This window comes from Bradyrhizobium sp. T-1 (genome assembly GCF_053592855.1).
Map to the genome: position 1 here is coordinate 772,657 of NZ_CM132115.1, position 19,429 is coordinate 792,085.

Sequence of the window (19,429 nt, forward strand, 5' to 3'; positions counted from 1 at the left end):
AGGCCCTAATTTAATGATTGCGGGCCTTCGTGCAAGCTCAGGCTAAGGCGTTTTCGAGCGAAGTGGGTCCCGGTTCGCGCCAAGAAGACGCGTTAAAGCAAGAATCCTACCCGCCAAGCGGGCGAAAGCGGGCTCAAGTCGGGACTTCTACGGTGGTTTCGACCGGCAGCGCACCGCCGCGGACGCGGATTTCCCGGACCGGGTAGGGAACTCGGATGCCCTCGCGCTTGAAGGCGTCCCACAGCGCCAGCATCACGTCGCTCTTGACGGCATCCATGCCGTCAGGGTCCGCAAGCCAGAGCGTCAGCGAGAACTTCATGCCGGCCTCCGCGAACTCCGTGAGCAGGCAGTTCGGCGGCTTGCCCTTCTGCGCGCGCGGATGGGCCGACGCGGTCTCGATCGCGACCTTGCAGACCAGCTTCGGATCGGCGTCGTAATTGGTGCCGAAGGTGATCTTCACCAGCGTGTTCTTGTCGGTGTAGGTCCAGTTGACGACCTTCTGCGTCACCAGATCCTCGTTCGGCACCAGGAATTCGCGGCCGTCGCCGGCGGCCACGGAAATATAGCGCGTCTTCATCGCGCTGATGCGACCGGTGTTGTCGCCGATGGTGACGAGGTCGCCCGGCTTCACCGATTTGTCGGCGAGCAGGATGATGCCGGAGATGAAGTTGGCCACGATCTTCTGCAGGCCGATGCCGATACCGACGCCGACCGCGCCGGAGAACACCGCGAGCGCCGAGAGGTCGATGCCGACCGCGCCGAGCGCGATCACGATGGCGACCGCCAGCAACCCGATGCGGATGATCTTGATCAGCAGCACCTGGACCGACGGCGTCAGATCGGTCGTCGAGTTGATCTTGCTCTCGGCGAAATTGCTGGCGATGTTGGTGAGCCAGAGCGCGATGATCAGGAGCGCGCCGGCCTTGATCACCAGCAGCGGCGTCAATCGCAGCCCGCCGAGCACGATCGCGTAGGAATCGAGCAGGTCGACCGTGGTGTCGAGCTGGCCGAGGATGGACAGCGCAGCGAAGAACCAGGCGGCAACCGACACCAGCTTGACGATGAAGGCGTTGCGCAGCACCGAGGTCACGAGCCGGATCGCGAGCCAGGCGAGCCCAAGCTTGGCGGCGACCATCAAGAGATAGCTGCGGCTCGGCCAGGTCGCATGATACATCACCACGCGCGAGATGATCACGAGCAGGGTGAACACGGCCGTCGAGGTGCTGGCGGCCATCACGTGGACGAAACGGCGAAGCGGCATCGGCCAGCGCATCGCGAGCGAGTTCGTGTCCACACGGCTGCGCATTGCGGCTTCCGCAGCATAGGCGATCCCCGCCGCCGCCAGAATCAATCCGAATTGCAGGTAGAACCAGGGGGACGAGATTTCCGCCCCGACGCTGCGCGCAGTCGTCTGCACGAACTCCATGAGGTCTTTGAGGTCCATGTCCATCGGGCGGTCTCGGGAAAGCGGTCGGGCGGTTTGATTCGAAAGCGCCGCAGATTCTCACAAAGGAAGCGGCCGGGCCATCGATACACCGCGAAGTGAAGCGCGTTAAGGCCGCAAAATACGGGCAGATTGCCGCGAGCGGGAGAAAATGGGTTGGCGCGCAGGGGCTGCGACGATATGGATGAAATTCCAGCGATTTGTACCCGGAAGGTGGATGGCCTCCCTCGACTCTTTTAGCATCGCCATTCTGCTCGGCGCCGTCCTCGTCATGGCCGGTATCCTGTCGAGCCTGCTCGCGCTGCGCTTCGGTGCGCCGTTGCTGCTCGTCTTCCTTGCCATCGGCATGCTCGCTGGCGATTCCGGCCCCGGTCAGATTCAGTTCAACGACGTCGGCACGACCTATCTGGTCGGTTCGGTGGCGCTGGCCCTGATCCTGTTCGACGGCGGGTTGAAGACGCGCTTTGCCAGTATCCGTGCCGTGCTCGCGCCCTCCGTGGTGCTCGCGACCGTCGGCGTGCTCCTGACGGCGCTGATCACGGCGCCGTTCGCGAAATACGCGCTCGACCTCAACTGGGCGGAGTCGCTGCTGGTCGGTGCTGTGGTCGCCTCGACCGACGCGGCGGCCGTGTTCCTGCTGGTGCACACCCAGGGCCTGCGTCTGCGTCCGCGCGTCGGCGCGACGCTGGAAGCGGAATCCGGCACCAACGATCCCTTCGCGATCTTCCTCACCTTGATGCTGGTCGAATACATCTCGCTGGGCTCGAGCACGCCCGGTCATGTCGCGATGGAGTTCATCCAGGAGGCGGCGCTCGGCGCCGTCGTCGGCGTGATCGGCGGACGCCTCGTCGTCATCGGGCTCAACAAGGTCGCGCTGCCGCAGGGCCTGCATGCGCCGTTCGTCACCACGGCCGCGCTCGTTATCTTCGGCGGCTCGCAGATCATGCATGCCTCCGGCTTCCTGGCCGTCTACCTCGCCGGTATCATCATCGGCAACCGGCCGACGCGCGCGCATAATTCGGTCGTGGCGTTCCTGGACGCCGCGACCTGGCTGGCACAGATCGTGATGTTCGTGCTGCTCGGCCTTTTGGTGTCGCCGAGCCGGCTGGGCTCCAGCGTCCTGCCGGCGATCGGCGTCGCCTTCGTCCTGATGCTGGTGGCCCGGCCGATCGCGGTGTTCGTCTGCCTGGCGCCGTTCCGTTTCAACTGGCGCGAAAAGATCTTCATTGCCTGGACCGGCCTGCGCGGCGCGGTCGCGATCTTCCTGGCGTCGATCCCGATGCTGGTGGGCCTGTCGAAGGCCTATCTCTATTTCGACGTCGCCTTCGTCGTTGTGATCATCTCGCTGCTGCTGCAAGGCTGGACGCTGGCGCCGGCCGCGCGCAAGCTGCACGTGGCACTGCCGCGCGCCGAGCGCGGTCCGCGCCGCGTCGAGCTGGATCTGCCCGGCCAGCTCGAGCAGCAGCTGGTCGGCTATCCGGTCCGGCCCAAGAGTCTCTATTTCCGGCGCGGGCTGATTCCGTCCTGGTCCAAGCCGACCCTGGTGATCCGCAAAGAGAGCATTTTGACGCCGGCGGAAGCCGAGCCGGTCGCGCCCGGGGATTACATCTATCTGCTCGCGCCGCCGGAAAAAGCCGAGGCGCTCGACCGCTTCTTCGTCGACATGCAGCCGAGCACGGCGCCCGACCCGCATCTGCTCGGCGACTTCATGGTCTCCGGCGAGCACACGCTCGCCGAGCTCGCCGAGATCTACGGCGTGAAGATCGGCGAGGATGACGGCAAGCTCACGCTCGCTGACTATTTCGACGTCCATCTCGATCGCGCACCGAAGGAAGGCGCCGAGCTCGCTCTGGATTCGATCGTGCTGGTGGCGCGCTCGATCTCCGGCGGCCGCGTCAACGTCGTCGGCCTCCGCCTGCCGGAAGAAGATGAGACGCCGCCCCCGCCGACCCGCAGCCAGGCGCTGCGGAAGAAGCTCGCGGAGCTCTGGGCCTCGGTAGCGGGAGTTTAGAGGCTGCCCATCTCGCGAAAGTCGTCGTGAGGGCGATTGCCAGACAACCGCCACCAAATCGCCGCATCCGGTTCCGGAACGCTCTGCGGCGTTGTCCGTTCTTAGCCGCGTAACGGTCAACACGTCTGACAGGAGCAATTCATGCGCAAACTCATCCTGCCCGCCATCGTCGCGCTCAGTCTGGGAGCGGCGGCGCCGGCGATGGCCTATGACACGGGCGATCAGATCTCGATGCAGGCGGCGCTCGATGTCGCGACCGATATCGGCGTCATGACCATCTCACACACCGAGTTCGCCGGCGACGAATGGCAGATCGAAGGCCGCGACCGCAGCGGCCGCTGGATGGAGGTCGACGTCGACGCCCGAACCGGCGACGTCCGCAACGTCGATCGCGGGTGGTAAAGGCAAACGCGGTGTCCGGCGAGGATCAGATTCTTCGCCGGGACGACAGCGGTGGATGGGTTGGCAGCGCACTTCACGTCAGCACTTTCACCCCGCCGAACGACGTCACCCGCCCCTGCCTGAGCATCACGATCTGCGTCGCGAGCTGACGCAGTTCGGCGACGTCGTGGCTGACATAGACCATCGGGACATTGGCTTCGTCGCGCAGCCGGACCAGATAGGGCAGGATCTCGAGCTTGCGGGCCTCGTCGAGCGCGCCGAGCGGCTCGTCGAGCAGCAAGAGGCGCGGCTTCGACAACAGCGCACGGCCGAGCGCGACGCGCTGGCGTTCGCCGCCGGAGAGCTTTCCGGGGCGGCGATCGAGCAGCGCGCCGATGTCGAGCAGCTCGACGACGCGCGTGTGTTGCGCCGGATCGCGCGCGAGACGGTTCATCCGCCTGCCATAGTCGAGATTTTGCGCGACGTTGAGATGTGGAAACAGCCGCGCATCCTGGAACACATAGCCGATGCGGCGGCGCCAGGCCGGCACGTGAATGCCGGCGGCGGTGTCGTCGACGGTCTCGCCGTCGATGACGATGGTGCCGCGGTCGGGCCGCAGCAGGCCCGCGATCATGTTGATCAGCGAGGTCTTGCCGGCACCGGAGGCGCCGAACAGGCCGGTGACGCGGCCTTCGCTCGAGAACGACGCTTGAAGCGAGAATTCGCCGAGCTGTTTTTCGACATCGACGCGCAGCATGGTCAGTTCCCGTGCAAGCGCTGCGTGGCGCGGCGGGCGAACCATTCGGCAGCCATGAGCGCGCCGAGTGCGAGCACAATCGAGACGATCACGAGCCGCCCCGCGGCGGCGTCGCCGTCCGGTGTCTGGATCAGGGAATAGATCGCGGACGAGATCGTCTGGGTCTCGCCGGGAATGTTGGAGACGAAGGTGATGGTGGCGCCGAACTCGCCGATCGCCTTGGCAAAGCCGAGCACCATGCCGGCGAGCACGCCGGGCAGCGCCAAGGGCAGCGTCACCGTGAAGAACACCTTGAAAGGCGCAGCACCGAGCGTCTCGGCGGCCTGTTCGAGCTTGCGGTCGATCGCCTCGATCGACAGCCGCATCGGGCGCACCAGCAGCGGAAACGACATCACGCCGCAGGCGAGCGCCGCGCCGGTCCAGCGGAAGGCGAAGACGATGCCGAGATGATCGGCGAGGAAGCCGCCGACGAGGCCGCGGCGGCCGAAGGTGAGCAGCAGCAGATAGCCGGTCACGACCGGCGGCAGCACCAGCGGCAGATGCACGACGGCATCGAGCACCGACTTGCCCCAAAAATCCTTGCGGGCGAGCAGCCACGCCAGCGCAATGCCGAATGGCGTTGCCACCAGCGTCGCGATGACGGCGACCCTGAGCGAGAGCAGGATTGCCGTCCATTCGGCGGGAGAGATGTCGAACACGACAAATCAGGTGGTCGGGCTGATCAGGAATTTAAAACCGTATTTTTCCAGAATGGTCTTGGCCGTCGTCGAGCGCAGGAAGGCGAGATAATCGCTGGTCTCGGGCTTCGCCGTCGTGGTCGCCGCCACCGGATAGATGATCGCGGGATGCGAATCCGCCGGGAAGGTGCCGACGATCTTCACGCCCGGCTCGACCTTGGCGTCGGTGGAATAAACGATGCCGAGCGCGGCTTCGCCACGCGCGACCAGCGTCAGCGCGGCGCGCACGCTCTCGGCCATCGCGAATTTCTGCTCGGCCGCCTGCCAGGCCCCGAGCTTCTCCAGTGCGGCCTTGGCATATTTGCCGACCGGCACCGACTTGACGTCTCCGGTCGCGATCTTGCCGTCGCCGGCGAGCTTTGCGAGATCAAAGCCCTGCGCAATGGTGACGTTGTCGATCTTGGAATCCTTCGGCGCGATCAGCACGATGCTGTTACCGAGCAGGTTGACTCTGGAAGGCTCGTTGATGGTCTTCTTGGAGAGAGCGTAGTCCATCCAGTCGGTGTCGGCGGAGACGAACACGTCGGCCGGCGCGCCCTGCTCGATCTGTTTGGCCAGCACCGAGCTCGCGGCATAGCTGACGCTGAACTTGACGCCGGTCTTGGCGGTGTAGGCCGCATCGATCTCGTCGAGCGCGTTCTTCATCGAGGCCGCGGCGAACACGGTGATGGTCTTGTCCTCGGCGCTGGCGGGCGAAAGGCTCGCACTCGCGAGAAGCACGAAGGCAGTGAAAAGTCCGGCAAGTCGATACATGGATGGCGCTCCGTGCCCCGCGCGCGCACAAACGCACGCGCAAATCTGGCGTTGGGTGGGTTCAAGTCGCGACGGGCGGAAGCGCTGTTCCACGTGTCCCGCAGCGGCTTACGGCCGGCGGGGATATCGCAGGTGCGAAGATAGCAGGCCGGCGCCTCAGGTCAAAGGCGACGGTTTGTCTAGCCAGACCCGCTTATTGGGCCGGCAGGATCGCAATGGACAGTGAATTGTCCTTGGCACCGCTGATCTGGAGCACAAACGGCTTGTCCGAGAGCTCGTATTTCATGGTCTTGCGGATGCCGTCGCAATCGGTCGCGCCGCTGAAGGCCACCGGCTTGAGGAAATGCCCGTCCTGGACAAGATCGACCCAGGCGCCGGAGGACAGGCTGATCGTGTAGAGCCCGGCCTTGGCCGCCTTGATGCTGGTGAAGCCGGCAAAGGTGCCGTCCTTCGGCGCCCGCTCCGGCGGCGAGGGCAGTCTTGCCTCCTGCGGCGCGACCAGCCCCAGAGTGATGGCCGATGCCGGGACGGCGGCCTGTTCGCTGCCCGAGGCGAGCCTGGCACGGTCCGGCGCAGTCAGCGCGGCGCGATCGCGCTCGATCGGCCATTTGAACTTGTCGCAGCCGCTGGGCTCTTCGGCGGCGAAAGCGGAGGTCGCGCTGATCGTGAGCACGGCAAGAAGAGCGAGGACGCGCATGTCAATCTCATCGTTGGCCACGCCAGGCGCGGCTTGCGGTCAGGTTTGTTGAAGGACGGGATGCGCATCCCGGAATGCCGCGGGCTTACGGCCAGGCGGCGCGGCGATCCTAGCGCATTTGGGGAGTGCGAACCAACCAACTACTTCGTCATCCCGGGGGGGCGCGTAGCGCCCCGGGACGACACTGGTGTGTGTAGTGGCAGCGTCAATCTCCCCTCGTCATCCCGGACAAGCGGAGCGCAGCCACGTCCTGTGGCTAGCGCGACAAGCGCAAGCGCTCGCGCGGCGGTCCCCGGCTCGCTTCGCGCCCCGGGACGACGGTGGTGTATGAGGTGGCAGCGCGCCCAACCACGCGCCCTACGGCTTCGCATCGCCCGCGTGCAGCACGGCTTTGCAGGCCGCCGGCATCTGGGCCAGCGTCATCGGCGGTTTCGGCTTCGGCGGCTCCGGTGGCGGTTTCGGGTGCAGCACGCCTTCGCTGAACCAGTAGGCGAAATCGGAGGGCTTGCAGCCTTCGTCCTCGGATTGCGATGGCTGGCCTTCGCATTCGCCGGCGCCCGCCGGGCAGCGCATGCGGATGTGGAAGTGATAGTCGTGGCCCCACCAGGGCCGGATCTTCGACAGCCAGGAACGGTCGCCCCTGGCCTCACGGCACAACGCCCTCTTGATCGCGGGATTGACGAAGATGCGCTGTACCGCCGGCTCCTGCGCGGCGTCGCGCAGCACCAGCACATGGCTCGGCGTGAACACTCTGGGATCGATGTCGAGGCGATCCTCGCGCACCATCATCACTGCCGACATCTCCTCGCGTTCTTCGCGCGAGAGCCGGTGATCGGGCATCGGCGTCAGCCAGATGTCGGCATCGAGGCCGATCTGATGGCTGGCATGGCCGGAGAGTGCAGGGCCGCCGCGCGGCTGGCCGATGTCGCCGACCAGGATGCCCGGCCATCCCGCGTCCTTGTGCGCCTTGGCGGCGAGGCGCTTGATCAGCGCGATCATGTCGGGATGACCGTAATTGCGGTTCCGCGACAGCCGCATCACCTGCCAATTGTCGCCGTTGAGCGGCATCTGCTGCGCGCCGCCGATGCAGCCCTTCACATAGGAGCCGATGACGCGGGCCGGTCCCCTCGAGGGCAGCAGTTTTCGCGCGAACAGATCCTTGGCGCCGAGCTTGGGATCGTTCGGATTGGCGAGCGGCGGCAGCGGCTTCGGGTTGACGCTGCCCTTGTCCTGGGCCAGCGCGCCGCCGGCGGCCAGGAGCGTCATGACAAGCAGGAGAGAGGCGATGCGGCGGGGACTCATGCTGGCATCCTTATAACCCAACACCGCGCTGGGGTCACCGAACGATGCGGCACGTCATGCGGGCGTGATTCTTAACCGCGCGATAACTCTATCCCGCACTGACCAAAATTCGTGCGCGGAACGAGAGGCGTCCCGGTCCCGCATGCAAGCGGGCCTGCGTTCCGGAATTGAATCATGGAGACTGCACGTTTTTGCGCCTCCGCTCTCGCGGATCGCGACGCGCGCGCAGGTTCGATGCGCCTGACGATGCTTCTCGCGCCTCGCAAACAGGCAAATCAGTCCGGCGCGCAGCCACGGCTCAATGGGCGCCGCCGACCAGGATTACTTTTCTTTCAGACACTTGGAGCAAGACTTGCGGCCGCTAGGCGCGGCTAGGACGTGTGAAGTTGAGTTTGGGGTCCAATAGAACAAAAAAACGAAAGCGAACCGTGCTTGCGAGAGGCGGCCAACAGCCGCGCAAGCTGCGATTTGCGCGCGCGCCTCATCAGCCCGTCGAACGCGACCAACTCGTGCAGAGCCGTGCGGAAGCTGAAGCCGCCATCATTGATGCACGCAAATCGCATGAACGGCTGCGCCAGGCGGTCGACCTGTTGCCGCAAGGCATCGTGATTCTGGATCCCGATGGCCGTTACGTTCTCTGGAACAAGCAATATTCCGAGATCTACAGCAAGACCGCCGATCTGTTCCAGGAAGGCGCGCGCCTCGAAGACACGCTGCGCGTCGGTGTTGCCCGCGGCGACTATCCGGAAGCGGCCGGTCACGAGGACGAATGGATCGCCGCGCGGCTGAAGAAGCTCTACGAGCCCGGCAAGCGCCACGAGCAGACGCTGTCCGACGGCCGGGTCATCCTGATCGAAGAACGCCGCACCGATGACGGCGGCGTGGTCGGCCTGCGCGTCGACATCACCGAATTGAAGCAGCGCGAGGCCTCGTTCCGCCTGCTGTTCGACGGCAATCCCGTCCCCATGATCGTCTGCGCGCGGGACGACGAGCGCATCCTCGGCGTCAACGACGCTGCGATCGCGCATTACGGCTATAGCCGCGCCGAGTTCGAGCGTCTGAAGATCCGCTCCCTGCAGGCGTTCGACAGCGAGCCGCCCTGGACCGTCGATCGTTCCAGCGACGAGCAGGCCGGCCGCACCTGGAAGCACGTCAAGGCCGACGGCGCGCTGATCGATCTTGCGATCTATTCCCGCGAGCTGACCTATGCCGAGCAGCCGGCGGTGCTGCTCGCCTTGATGGACATCACCGAGCGCAAGCGCGCCGAGGCGCGGCTCGCTTTCATGGCCCAGCATGACGCCCTGACCGGCCTGCCGAACCGCAATCTGTTGCGCCAGACCATGGACGAGATGTTGCTGCACACGCGGCGCAGCGTCGAGAAGGTCGCGGTGCTGATGCTCGGGCTCGACAATTTCAAGTCGGTCAACGAGACGCTGGGGCACGCTGTCGGCGACAAGCTGCTGCGTGGCGTCGCCAAGCGCCTGCGCTCCACCTTGCGCGAGGAAGACACGCTGGCGCGGCTGAATTCCGACGAGTTCGTCATTGTTCAAAGCGGCCTGACACGGCCCGAGGACGCGGTCGGGCTCGCAAAGCGCCTGCTCGAAGCCATTGCCGATCCCTATCTGCTCGACGGCCATTCCGTGGTGGTCGGCGCCTCCATCGGCATTGCGACGGCGCCCGGCGATGGCGACGATTCCGAAAAGCTGCTCAAGAGCGCCGACATGGCGCTGTCGCGCGCCAAGTCCGACGCACGCGGCACTTTTGCCTTCTTCGAAGCCGCGCTCGATGCCCAGGCACAGAGCCGCCGCAAGATCGAGGTCGAACTGCGTGACGCGATCCAGAACGACGTGCTGCGCCCCTATTATCAGCCGCTGATCGACCTCCGGAGCGGCCGCATCACCGGCTTCGAGGCGCTGGTGCGCTGGCCGCATGCCGAGCGCGGCATGGTCTCGCCGGCCGAATTCATTCCGGTCGCCGAGGACACTGGCCTGATCAGTCCGCTCGGCGGGTTGATGCTGCGCCGCGCCTGCCTCGATGCGGCGACCTGGCCGGACGACGTCCGCGTCGCCGTCAACCTGTCGCCGCTCCAGTTTCGCAGCGGCAATCTGCTGTCGATGGTGACGGATGCGCTGAAGCAATCCGGCCTGCCGCCGCGCCGGCTCGAACTCGAGATCACCGAGACGCTGCTGCTCGAGAAGAGCGCGCAGGTGCTGGCGACGCTGCATGCGCTGCGCACGCTCGGGGTCCGCATCTCGATGGACGATTTCGGCACCGGCTATTCCAGCCTGAGCTATTTGCGCAGCTTCCCGTTCGACAAGATCAAGATCGACCAGTCCTTCGTGCGCGGTTTAGGGGCCAATCGCGAGGCGCAGGCGATCATCCGCTCCATCGTCAGCCTCGGCAAAGGCTTAGGGGTCATCATCACGGCCGAAGGCGTCGAGACCGAGGCCGAGCTGAGTTGCCTGCGTGCCGAGGGCTGCGACGAGGGCCAGGGCTTTCTGTTCAGCAAGGCGCGGCCGAACGTCGAGATCATCAGCCTGCTCGCGGCGCAACGCGGCATCGACGGCGACACCGCGCTGGTGGCTTGAGGGACTACTGGCGTAAGGGATGCGCGCTCTCTCACTCCCTCGCCCCGTTCTTACGGGGAGAGGGAGCGCAGCGGCAATCGCGGCTGCCACCTAGCCCCCCGCCAAAATCATCTTCCCCACGTCCTCGAAATGCGTGTCGCGCGCCTGGATCTGTTGGGCGATTGCATGCATGTCGCGAAACCGCCGCTCGAACGGATTGCTGCGAAACACGGCGGTGGCGCCGGCCATGCGATAGGCGGTGTCGACCACCTTGGCCGATTGCTGGATGGTCCAGGTCGCGGCGAGACGGACGGCGCTGCGATGCGCCGGGCTGAACGCGCTGGTCGCCGAGAGGTCGCGCCACATCGCATTCGCCGTCGCATAGAGATAGGCGCGGGCGGCGCGCAGGTCGCCCTCGGTGCGGCCGATCAGGCCCTGGACCGCCTGATTGTCGCGCATCGCGCTCGCCGCCAGCGACGGCTGCTTCGTGCGCGCCAGGGCGATCGCCGCATCCAGCGTCGCGCGCGCGACGCCGAGCGAGACCGCGGCAAAGCCGAGGCTGAAGGTCGAGCCGGTCGGAAGCCGATAGAGCGGGCCCGGCTCGCGCAAGGCCTCGGGCACGTCGCGAAACACGGCAAAGCGGTCGGGGATGAAGAGGTCTTTCACCTCGTAGGAATCGGTGCCGGTGCCGGCGAGCCCGATCGCCTGCCAGACGTCGTGCATCACCGCGCTTGCAAGCGGGAATAGGATTGTGCGCATCTCCGGCGAACCATCGGCATTCTTCCGCGGTATGCCGTCGGCGCTGACGATGCGGACGTGGGCGCCAAGCCAGCTCGCCTGCCGCGAGCCCGAGGCAAAATCCCAGCGCCCGGTGACGCGATAGCCGCCCTCAACCGCGCGCGCCTCATGTGCCACCGCGCCCCAGGCGAGAATGCCCGGCGACGTGTTGAAGATCTCGTGCGCGCTGTCGTGGTCGAGCGCGGCTGCGATCATGGCGCAGACGCTGCATTGGCCGAGGCACCAGGCCGTGGAGGCATCGGCCTTCGCGATCTCCTCCAGCATCTGCATGAAAATCTCGGGCGGGGCTTCCGATCCACCCAGGCTCTGCGGCAGCAATGCCCGATAGAGCCCGTTCCCGATCAGCGCATCGACGACTTGAGGCGTCAGCCGCCGCGTTCGCTCGATCTCGTCGGCCTCATCCGCAATCAGCGGGACGATGGCCCGCGCGCGCTCGACGAGATCAAATCCGACAGTTCCGTCCATGTCCGCGTTTCCTCGCCCATTCTGCCGTGAGCGGTGAAATGCGATGGTGGTCTATTTCGTAGAGGCGATCAAGCTGCTGCTAGGACGCCTCGAGCGCCCGTTCCGTGATGATGGTGCGCTCGTCGCCATGATAGCTGTCGCGCACGGCCTTGAAGCCGAGGCGGGCGTAGAATGTCTCGGCGGTGACCGAGGAGGGAACCGTCAACACAGCAATGTTTCGCTCGCGTGCAATGCGCTCGATCTCCGCCATCAGCAGCCTGCCGATGCCGCGCGCCTGGACGTCGGGCGCCACGAACACGGTGCGGACGACGCTTCCATCCAAGCTTGCCGTACCAACCACGCGGCCGCCGATGGAGGCGACGAACACGGTGCGTTTTGCGATCAGCGCCCGCACCGCGTCCCGACCAAAGCTTTGCTCCACCCTGGCGATGATCTCGTCGGTATAATCCTTGGCATTGGTTTCACGCAGCGCACGCAGGATCACCGCGCTGATGTCGGCGGCGTCGTCGGCAAGCGCTGGCCGGATCGTGCAGTCCATCACTTGGCTCCTGACCGGCTTGTCGTGCCGGCGGGATAAATGCTACGTTTTGTAGCAGATCTCCGTCCGAGAGGCACGCGATGAAGAAGCCAACCCGCCGCGCGCCGGCCGAGCTGAAGCTCGAGGACGCGCCGATGAGCGACATCATCGACGCCCTGGCCGGCGGGCGTGTCACCGCGACGGCGCTCACAAAGGCCTATCTCGCGCGCATTGCGGCCTATGATCGCGGCGGGCCCATGCTGAATTCCGTTCGCGCGCTCAATCCGGACGCGCGAGCGATCGCCGGCACGCTCGACGGCCGCAAGCCGTCGGCCAAGCGTCCGCTGGCCGGCGTCCCGATCCTGGTGAAGGACAACATCGCGACATCAGACAAGCAGCCGACGACGGCGGGCTCGCTGGCACTCGAGGGCGCGCGTGCGAAGCGCGACGCCACCGTCGTCAAGCTGCTGCGCAAGGCCGGCGCGGTGATCCTGGGCAAGGCGAACTTGACCGAGTTCGCCAACATCCTCGCGATCGACATGCCCTCGGGTTACTCGTCGCTGGGCGGCCAGGTGAAGAACCCCTACGTGCCGGCGCTGGTGGACGGTAGGGGCATTCCGATCGTGGACCCGGGCGGTTCGAGCTCAGGTTCGGCGGTCGCCGTCGCGGCTGGCCTGTGCGCAGCCTCGATCGGCACCGAGACTTCGGGCTCGCTGCTGCATCCTGCCAGCCGCAATGGCATCGTCACGGTCAAGCCGACCGTCGGACTGATCAGCCGCGCCGGCATCATGCCGATCGCGCACAGTCAGGACACCGCGGGGCCGATGACGCGCACGGTGCGCGACGCAGCGCTGCTGCTGAATGTGCTGGCCGCCGAGGACCCGCGCGATCCCGTGACGGAGCGGCAGCGCAGGCCGGCCGATTACACGGCCGACCTCGCACGCGATGCGATGAAGGGCGCGCGCATCGGCGTGCCGAGCGACCCGGCCGACCCGCTGAACGATTGCTACTACGGCAAGTTGTCATCCGACGGGGCCAGGCTGATGGCCGAAGTCATCAAAGTGATGCAGGACCTTGGTGCCGTCATCGTGCGCGCCAACATGCCGACGCGTGGCTGGATCGCCGGGCCTGGCACCGGCATGGCCGTGCTCAACCGCAATCCGCTGAGCAGCAACAAGGGCAATCCGACCGGCGCGCCGATCGTTTTTCTCTACGAGCTGAAGTACGGGCTCAATCTCTACCTCAGGGATTGGGCGACCAATACCGGCATCAAGACCATGGCCGATATCGTCGCCTTCAACGCGGCGAATGCGGAGAGAGCCCTGCGCTTCGGCCAGGATCTGTTTCTCGCCGCTGACCTCACCAAAGGCGATCTGAGCGAGCGCGAGTACAAATCCGCACGTGCCATGGATTTGCTCGCGGCCAGGACGCATGGCATGGACGCATACATGAACCAGCACAGGCTGGACGCCGTCCTGTTTCCCGGTGCGACCGGCGCGGCAATCGCAGCCAAGGCAGGCTATCCCAGCGTCATGGTGCCGTCAGGCTTCGTCGCGGGGGCCGACGGCAAGGACACACCGGACTATCCGCTTGGTGTTAGCTTCGCGGGCCGTGCCTGGAGCGAGCACAAGCTGCTGCGTCTCGCCTATGCCTATGAGCAGGCCTCCAACATGCGCAAGCCTCCGCCCGGCCTGCCGGGGCTGTAGACCGCCGCGCAGGGCCTGAACCTACGCGGCGCGGCGCACGACCAATTCCCATGCCGATCGTCAGAATTCTCCTGGTCCTGCTGGCGTTCGCCGCGCCCGCCTTCGCGCAGGACGGTATCCACGAGCTGAACGCCGCGCGCGATGCCGCGAAGGCGTTCAAGATCTATATCGACGGCGTCGCGAAGAAGGGCGGGCGGCCCGATCTGACCCGGCCGGAGGTCGCCGCCATGCTCGGCCGCATCTACGATCTCGACGCCTTTGCGTCGCTGCCGCCCCCGGAGGCAAGCGACATGAACTGGCTGCCGGACTGGTTCGACGCCGCCAACGCGTCGGCCAAGCTCTTCACCTTTTACGGCGCAAAGCCGGGGCCGCAGCCTGATTTGCCGGCGGTCGCGCGTAACATGACTGAATATGGCGATCAGTATGCGACGGCTGTCAGCTTCATGATCCGCGGCATGGCGCGCGAGGCAGTTGCGGGCCAGATGTTCTGGAACGAGCTTCCGCCGGAGCACCGCACCCGCATCCGCGAAGAGGGATTTGCGGGCCTTCGCAAGAACAGCGCCCTCTTCATTCTGTCCACGGTCTGCGCGGCGATCCAAGGCGCGAGCAAGCCCGCCAATGCGCGCCTGGTCGCGGCGGCGCTGCGCGACACGCGCGAAGTCTGGGCGAACTATCTGTACCCTCAAGATCGGGCCCGCGTGATCGCAGAGCTTGCCGACCTCCCGAAATGGGCGCCCGACGAAACGGCGCGCGCCGATCTTGCCACCTTCACGGCCGCGCTTCAGGCGGTGAACTGATCGAACGTCCTGCGTTAAACCTGCGCTTCCACTTTCTCGTCCGGGCTGCTTTGACCGAGCCTGGGCTCCGAGCCCGCAAGCAGCCGCTGAATGTTGGCGCGATGGCGGATGATAACGTAGAGGCCGCCCGCGATCACCAGCAGCCGATAGGGCAACGGGTGCGGCAAGCCGCAGACGAGAATGATGGCCGCCACCGCCGCAAGCATCGAGCTGAGCGAGACGATCCGGGATATCGCGAGCACGAGGCCAAAGACGACTGCCGTCCCCAGTCCCACCGGCCACGACATCGCCAGTGCCACGCCGAGCCCGGTCGCGGCCGATTTGCCGCCGGTAAAGTTCAGCCAGATCGAGCGGCCATGGCCCAGCAGCGCGGCAATGCCTGCGAGGCACACCGCCCATGGTACCCAGAGTTGCAGATCAGCGGCCGTCGGCGGCGTCGATGCTAGCTTCGCAGTCAGCCAAGGCCAGAACCAGCGCGCAACCAAGATCGCAGCGACGCCCTTCAGCACGTCGATGACGAGCACCGCCAAGGCAGGCCATCTGCCGAGCGTCCGCAGCACATTCGTGGCGCCGGTGGACCTCGAGCCGTGCTCGCGAATGTCGATTCCTCTGAGTAGCTTTCCTGCCAGATAGCCCGTGGGGATCGAGCCCAGGAGATAGGCGATCACCGATCCGACTGCGCCCGCGATCCAGAAAGCCATGTTTGTGTCCAGTGTACCGTCGCCCGTATTTTATCGCCGACTTCGCTTGACCGCCATCGGCAAGATCTTGGAGCCGTCTTCCCGCGGTAGCAGAAGGCGCCCAAGTTCAGGCGCGACGCGAGCGCGATCGTGCAAGCCGAGCGCGGACGCGCCGTGGCCGACGTGAATGCTCTCGGTGAGCTTCAGGAGCGCCGGCCTTTGGAGTTGAAGATCTTGTCGCGCGTGGGTTCCATCATGACCAGAAAGAGCACGATGAACAACGCAACCGCGACAGGATAAGCGAAAATCAGCAGAACCGATGCCAACATGACTTCGCCGCGGGCGCCGAAGAAAAACGGTGCCAGTTCGAGCGGCATGACGACGCCGAACCCCGCACTAATTCCACCAATGACTGCCACCACGACGCAGATTGCAACCCTGTTCAGGAATAGGGCGAGCACGAAACAAACCAGTGCGACGGCGATGAGCGCCGTTTCCGTCTGGTGCATCAATTGGACCGGCCAGCCAGACTGTTGATTGCCGAGAGAGGCGAACACGAACATCATGGGAGCTACTAAGGCGCTGTCCTGACTCACGGCCGGCTTTCGTCCGACTGACCGCGCGTCCGATGATTGCACGTTTTGGTTGATAATTTGTGTGCTTGCGCGGGACTTGGCCTGGTTACGGCGCCGCTGCCTTTCCCCTGCATTGAACCTGTCCGGCCTCCAGGCGCACCAAAACCGCGTATGTCTGGCACAAACGCGACGAAGGAACGCGCGATGAAGGCCCTGAAAGCGTCGATCTGCATTGCGGTCACGGCACTCGCGCTGAGCCTGCCGCTGGGCGCGCCGTCCCACGCAGGCGAGGACGAGGCGGGCACGCTCACCCGGCAGATGAAGGAGCTCTATCGGGCCGGCAAGTACACCGAAGCGCTGCCGTTGGCCCAGAAAGCCCTCGCTCTTCGCGAGACGGAGTCTGGCCCCGATGACGCCAAGGTCGCGATGCCGCTGAATGATCTCGGCACGATCCACTACAATCTCGGCCAATACGCTGTTGCGGAGCCGCTGTACAAGCGCGCGCTGGCCATCAGGGAGAGGACGCTCGGTCCGAAGCATCCCGAGGTCGCGATGGTGCTGAACAATCTGGGCGATCTCTATCGCGCGGAAGGGCGTTACGCGGACGCTGAGCCGCTGCTCAAACGGTCGATCGCCGTTGACGAGACAACGGTCGGTCCCGACGATCCGTCGATCGTGCTGCCGTTGAGCAACCTTGCCGCCGTCTACAGCGGTCAGCGTCGGTACGACGAGGCCGTGCCGCTGTTCAAGCGGGGGCTGGCCGTTCTCGAGAAGGCGCACGGCCCCGACGATCCCGAAGCCACGGTGCTGATGAGCAACCTGGCCGATACCTACATCAATCAGCATCGCTATGCCGACGCCGAACGGCTGCTCAAGCGCGCGATAGCGGTGACCGAGAAGGCCTACGGACCCGATCATCCCGACGTCGCGCAGGCGCTGAACAATCTGGCCGCGCTCTACGCGCGTCAGGGGCACAACGCCGATGCCGAACGGCTGTTCAAGCTGTCGGTGGCCACCATGGAGAAGACGCTCGGTCCCAACCATCCGGATCTCGCCGATGTCCTGGAGAACCTGGCCGGTCTCTACAAGGACGAGGGCCGCTACGCCGATGCCCGGGAAGTCATCAAGCGGTCGATGGCCATTCGTGGCAAGACAGGGGCAATCTGAACGGCCGGCGAGGCCGGTCGATAGGTCCTTCGCGTGAGGATCATCGCGCGATCGCGTTGGGAGCCTGCCATGACGACGCCTGCAAGACTGCTCGGAATTGCCGTCGCCCTGTCGTGGCTCGGAATGTCAGCCGCAATGGCAGCCGGCGGCTCGTCGAAGGACATGTGGAGCGGCGCATGGAGGCTCGATATGGACCGCTACGATCGGCCATGGCTCACCTTTTACGACACGAGCCACAAGACGGTGTTTCGCTTCGGCTGTGGGACGCATTACGAGCTCGATGCGGTCTATCCGGGCGAAGCGCCGAAGCAGGATCACACCGAGGCCACGATCACGATCGGCAACGGCAAGACCCGGATGGACTTCGCCGGCTTCACCTACTCCGGCCCCGAATCCTTCCCGCCGAACACCTCGATGTTCAACCAGGCGGACCTCGGGCATCCCGAATTCGCCGACGACAAACGGAGCGCGCTGGAAAACCGCCTCCTGGATCTTCTGGGCTCCGGGAAGCCCCTGACGATCTCGGCCGAGGGCAAAAGCTACGTGCTGCCGCCGACCAGGGCGTCGCGCTGGCGCGCGCGTTTCCAGAAGGTCTGCTGACGCGCCGGTCGCAAGCAACGGCGGCGCGCGTCTCCTTGGCAGCATCCATTTTTTTATCGTATTGACGGCTCGACCATGTCGGCATGGGCCGGTCTCGATCGTCCTTGGGTGGACAGTCGCGGACCCGTTGTAGGCGACCCCGGCACACGGGCCGCGACGTCGTCACCTCGAGCCGTCATAATCGAACTGGAGCAAGACCCCATGAGGATCACCGTCGAAACCAGCGTCGCCGCCCCCATCGATCAGGTCTGGCGCGCCTATACGACGCCCGCCGACATCGTGAAGTGGAACGCCGCGTCGGACGATTGGCACACCACCAAGGCGACAGTCGACCTGCGCGAAGGCGGCATCTTCTCGTCGCGCATGGAGGCCAAGGACGGCAGCATGGGTTTTGACTTCGCCGGCACCTACACCAAGATCGTCGAGCACAAGCTGATCGAATATGCATTCGGCGATCGCAAGGCCGAGGTCGAGTTCGTGCCCGGAGCAAAGGGCGTCGTCGTCCGCGTCGTTTTCGACGCCGAAACGACCCACCCGGTCGAGCAGCAGCAGGGTGGTTGGCAGGCGATTCTCGGCAGTTTTGCGCGATACGTCGAGGCGAAGCAGAAGGCGTCGTAAGGGCGTAGGGCAAGGGATGGAGGCTGGGGCTGGCGTCCGCTTCGGCTTAGAAGCGGACGTTGATTGCCCAGCCTGCAGAAATCCCCATCGTCATTCAGCACCCCCGACAAATCCCGCTGATCTTGCGGTCGACATTCGCATCCTCCTGATCGAGAAAATCCGGCGGTCCCATCGTCGTTGCAGGAACGTCCGATGCGTGCGGCTGGCGATGGCCGACCGGTGCCGTCCAGGGTTTTGTGGTGGTTTCCTTTCCGGCCACTGGCGCACGGAACGATTGCGCCGACGCGATGCCCATTTTCGAGACGAGTGCGACCACAACCAGCAGCTTCGAGGTGCTCATGAATGCCTCCGAATCGCGTCCGCGCGAGATGCGCGGCTCTGACATTCTGATTTGCATCGAAGACCCGTTATTCCGCTCATAGCGGAGGCGTGATGCCGCCGTGACCGGGCTTTCCGGAGCGAGGCCGCGTCAGACCGGTGCTTTCCGGCCGATCAAGCCGAACGCGATCATGACGAGGCTGATGCCGCCGACGACGCCGGAGACCTCGCCGACCGTGCGCATCAGGGCGACAGGATCATTGGACCACAGCGTCATGTCGCGCATCGACAGGAAAAACAGCACGGCCAGCACCAGCAGCACCGTGCCCACCGCAATCAATCGCCAGTTTCGTCGTCGCATGACAGACACCCCGTATCGCCCATGGACGGGCAAGCCGATCCCTACGCAGGGGATAGTGTCGTTGGGCGTGGATCGGGTTCAATCGGAATGGCGGACGGCCCCGACCGAGAGTCGGCCGCCGGTGTCGTGATGGCAGCCGTCACCGTCTTCGTCTACGATCCGGGCGAACCAGATTTCG

20 protein-coding genes are annotated in these 19,429 nt (G+C 65.3%); 8 read left to right on the plus strand and 12 right to left on the minus strand.

The genetic code is table 11. The features are described 5' to 3' along the window. Positions 1-133 precede the first annotated feature (133 nt). Entirely contained in the window at positions 134-1,450 is a 1,317-nt protein-coding gene (locus tag ACWAT4_RS03670; RefSeq protein ID WP_212303465.1) for a mechanosensitive ion channel family protein, read from the minus strand. 211 nt (positions 1,451-1,661) lie between these two features. On the opposite strand from ACWAT4_RS03670, the gene ACWAT4_RS03675 reads away from it, so the two are divergent. Both ACWAT4_RS03675 and ACWAT4_RS03680 read left to right on the plus strand, forming a co-directional pair. Continuing rightward, positions 1,662-3,455, plus strand: coding sequence for a potassium/proton antiporter (locus tag ACWAT4_RS03675; RefSeq protein ID WP_449729816.1), 1,794 nt, complete (start codon positions 1,662-1,664; stop codon positions 3,453-3,455). A gap of 141 nt (positions 3,456-3,596) precedes the next feature. Continuing rightward, a complete protein-coding gene (locus tag ACWAT4_RS03680) occupies positions 3,597-3,857 on the plus strand; it encodes a PepSY domain-containing protein (protein ID WP_212427910.1) in 261 nt (86 codons plus the stop codon). A gap of 73 nt (positions 3,858-3,930) precedes the next feature. Here the strand turns inward: ACWAT4_RS03680 and modC are convergent, their stop codons facing one another. The 5 genes from modC to mepA form a co-directional block, all read right to left on the minus strand. Next, on the minus strand, positions 3,931-4,593 hold the full coding sequence (gene modC / locus ACWAT4_RS03685; protein ID WP_212303462.1) for a molybdenum ABC transporter ATP-binding protein: 663 nt from the start codon (positions 4,591-4,593) through the stop codon (positions 3,931-3,933). 2 nt (positions 4,594-4,595) lie between these two features. Beyond that, positions 4,596-5,291 (minus strand): molybdate ABC transporter permease subunit, encoded by a 696-nt coding sequence (gene modB / locus ACWAT4_RS03690; protein ID WP_212303461.1) that lies wholly within the window; start codon positions 5,289-5,291, stop codon positions 4,596-4,598. A gap of 6 nt (positions 5,292-5,297) precedes the next feature. Further along, positions 5,298-6,083 carry a molybdate ABC transporter substrate-binding protein gene (gene modA / locus ACWAT4_RS03695; RefSeq protein ID WP_212303460.1) on the minus strand — a complete coding sequence of 262 codons (786 nt, stop codon included), beginning with the start codon at positions 6,081-6,083 and terminating at the stop codon, positions 5,298-5,300. Between the two features lie 193 nt (positions 6,084-6,276). After that, a complete protein-coding gene (locus ACWAT4_RS03700; RefSeq protein WP_212303459.1) occupies positions 6,277-6,780 on the minus strand; it encodes a hypothetical protein in 504 nt (167 codons plus the stop codon). 357 nt (positions 6,781-7,137) lie between these two features. After that, positions 7,138-8,082: a penicillin-insensitive murein endopeptidase gene (mepA, locus tag ACWAT4_RS03705; protein WP_449729817.1), complete on the minus strand. Its 945-nt coding sequence runs from the start codon at positions 8,080-8,082 to the stop codon at positions 7,138-7,140. A gap of 428 nt (positions 8,083-8,510) precedes the next feature. Here mepA and ACWAT4_RS03710 point away from each other — a divergent pair, with 428 nt between their 5' ends. After that, positions 8,511-10,670 (plus strand): putative bifunctional diguanylate cyclase/phosphodiesterase, encoded by a 2,160-nt coding sequence (locus tag ACWAT4_RS03710; protein ID WP_449729818.1) that lies wholly within the window; start codon positions 8,511-8,513, stop codon positions 10,668-10,670. Between the two features lie 90 nt (positions 10,671-10,760). Here ACWAT4_RS03710 and ACWAT4_RS03715 read toward each other — a convergent pair whose 3' ends face one another. Further along, on the minus strand, positions 10,761-11,912 hold the full coding sequence (locus ACWAT4_RS03715) for an acyl-CoA dehydrogenase family protein (RefSeq protein ID WP_212427917.1): 1,152 nt from the start codon (positions 11,910-11,912) through the stop codon (positions 10,761-10,763). Between the two features lie 79 nt (positions 11,913-11,991). Further along, on the minus strand, positions 11,992-12,450 hold the full coding sequence (locus ACWAT4_RS03720) for a GNAT family N-acetyltransferase (protein ID WP_212303455.1): 459 nt from the start codon (positions 12,448-12,450) through the stop codon (positions 11,992-11,994). Between the two features lie 80 nt (positions 12,451-12,530). On the opposite strand from ACWAT4_RS03720, the gene ACWAT4_RS03725 reads away from it, so the two are divergent. Beyond that, the gene (locus tag ACWAT4_RS03725) at positions 12,531-14,135 is read left to right on the plus strand and encodes an amidase family protein (RefSeq protein ID WP_449729819.1); all 1,605 of its coding nucleotides are present in this window, start codon (positions 12,531-12,533) and stop codon (positions 14,133-14,135) included. 50 nt (positions 14,136-14,185) lie between these two features. After that, the gene (locus tag ACWAT4_RS03730; protein ID WP_449729820.1) at positions 14,186-14,932 is read left to right on the plus strand and encodes a hypothetical protein; all 747 of its coding nucleotides are present in this window, start codon (positions 14,186-14,188) and stop codon (positions 14,930-14,932) included. 14 nt (positions 14,933-14,946) lie between these two features. Here ACWAT4_RS03730 and plsY read toward each other — a convergent pair whose 3' ends face one another. Then, positions 14,947-15,633, minus strand: coding sequence for a glycerol-3-phosphate 1-O-acyltransferase PlsY (plsY, locus tag ACWAT4_RS03735; protein ID WP_449729821.1), 687 nt, complete (start codon positions 15,631-15,633; stop codon positions 14,947-14,949). A gap of 182 nt (positions 15,634-15,815) precedes the next feature. Beyond that, a complete protein-coding gene (locus ACWAT4_RS03740; RefSeq protein ID WP_449729822.1) occupies positions 15,816-16,178 on the minus strand; it encodes a hypothetical protein in 363 nt (120 codons plus the stop codon). 213 nt (positions 16,179-16,391) lie between these two features. Here ACWAT4_RS03740 and ACWAT4_RS03745 point away from each other — a divergent pair, with 213 nt between their 5' ends. The 3 genes from ACWAT4_RS03745 (at position 16,392) to ACWAT4_RS03755 (ending at position 18,572) form a co-directional block, all read left to right on the plus strand. Beyond that, on the plus strand, positions 16,392-17,354 hold the full coding sequence (locus ACWAT4_RS03745; RefSeq protein WP_449729823.1) for a tetratricopeptide repeat protein: 963 nt from the start codon (positions 16,392-16,394) through the stop codon (positions 17,352-17,354). Between the two features lie 69 nt (positions 17,355-17,423). Beyond that, positions 17,424-17,954 carry a hypothetical protein gene (locus tag ACWAT4_RS03750; RefSeq protein WP_449729824.1) on the plus strand — a complete coding sequence of 177 codons (531 nt, stop codon included), beginning with the start codon at positions 17,424-17,426 and terminating at the stop codon, positions 17,952-17,954. 201 nt (positions 17,955-18,155) lie between these two features. Continuing rightward, complete coding sequence (locus ACWAT4_RS03755; protein ID WP_449729825.1) at positions 18,156-18,572, plus strand: SRPBCC family protein; 417 nt, start codon at positions 18,156-18,158, stop codon at positions 18,570-18,572. A 94-nt stretch (positions 18,573-18,666) separates the two neighbouring features. On the opposite strand, the gene ACWAT4_RS03760 is transcribed toward ACWAT4_RS03755, so the two are convergent. Both ACWAT4_RS03760 and ACWAT4_RS03765 read right to left on the minus strand, forming a co-directional pair. Beyond that, positions 18,667-18,912, minus strand: coding sequence for a hypothetical protein (locus ACWAT4_RS03760; RefSeq protein WP_449729826.1), 246 nt, complete (start codon positions 18,910-18,912; stop codon positions 18,667-18,669). A 129-nt stretch (positions 18,913-19,041) separates the two neighbouring features. Continuing rightward, positions 19,042-19,251 carry a hypothetical protein gene (locus ACWAT4_RS03765; RefSeq protein WP_449729827.1) on the minus strand — a complete coding sequence of 70 codons (210 nt, stop codon included), beginning with the start codon at positions 19,249-19,251 and terminating at the stop codon, positions 19,042-19,044. Positions 19,252-19,429: the final 178 nt, after the last annotated feature.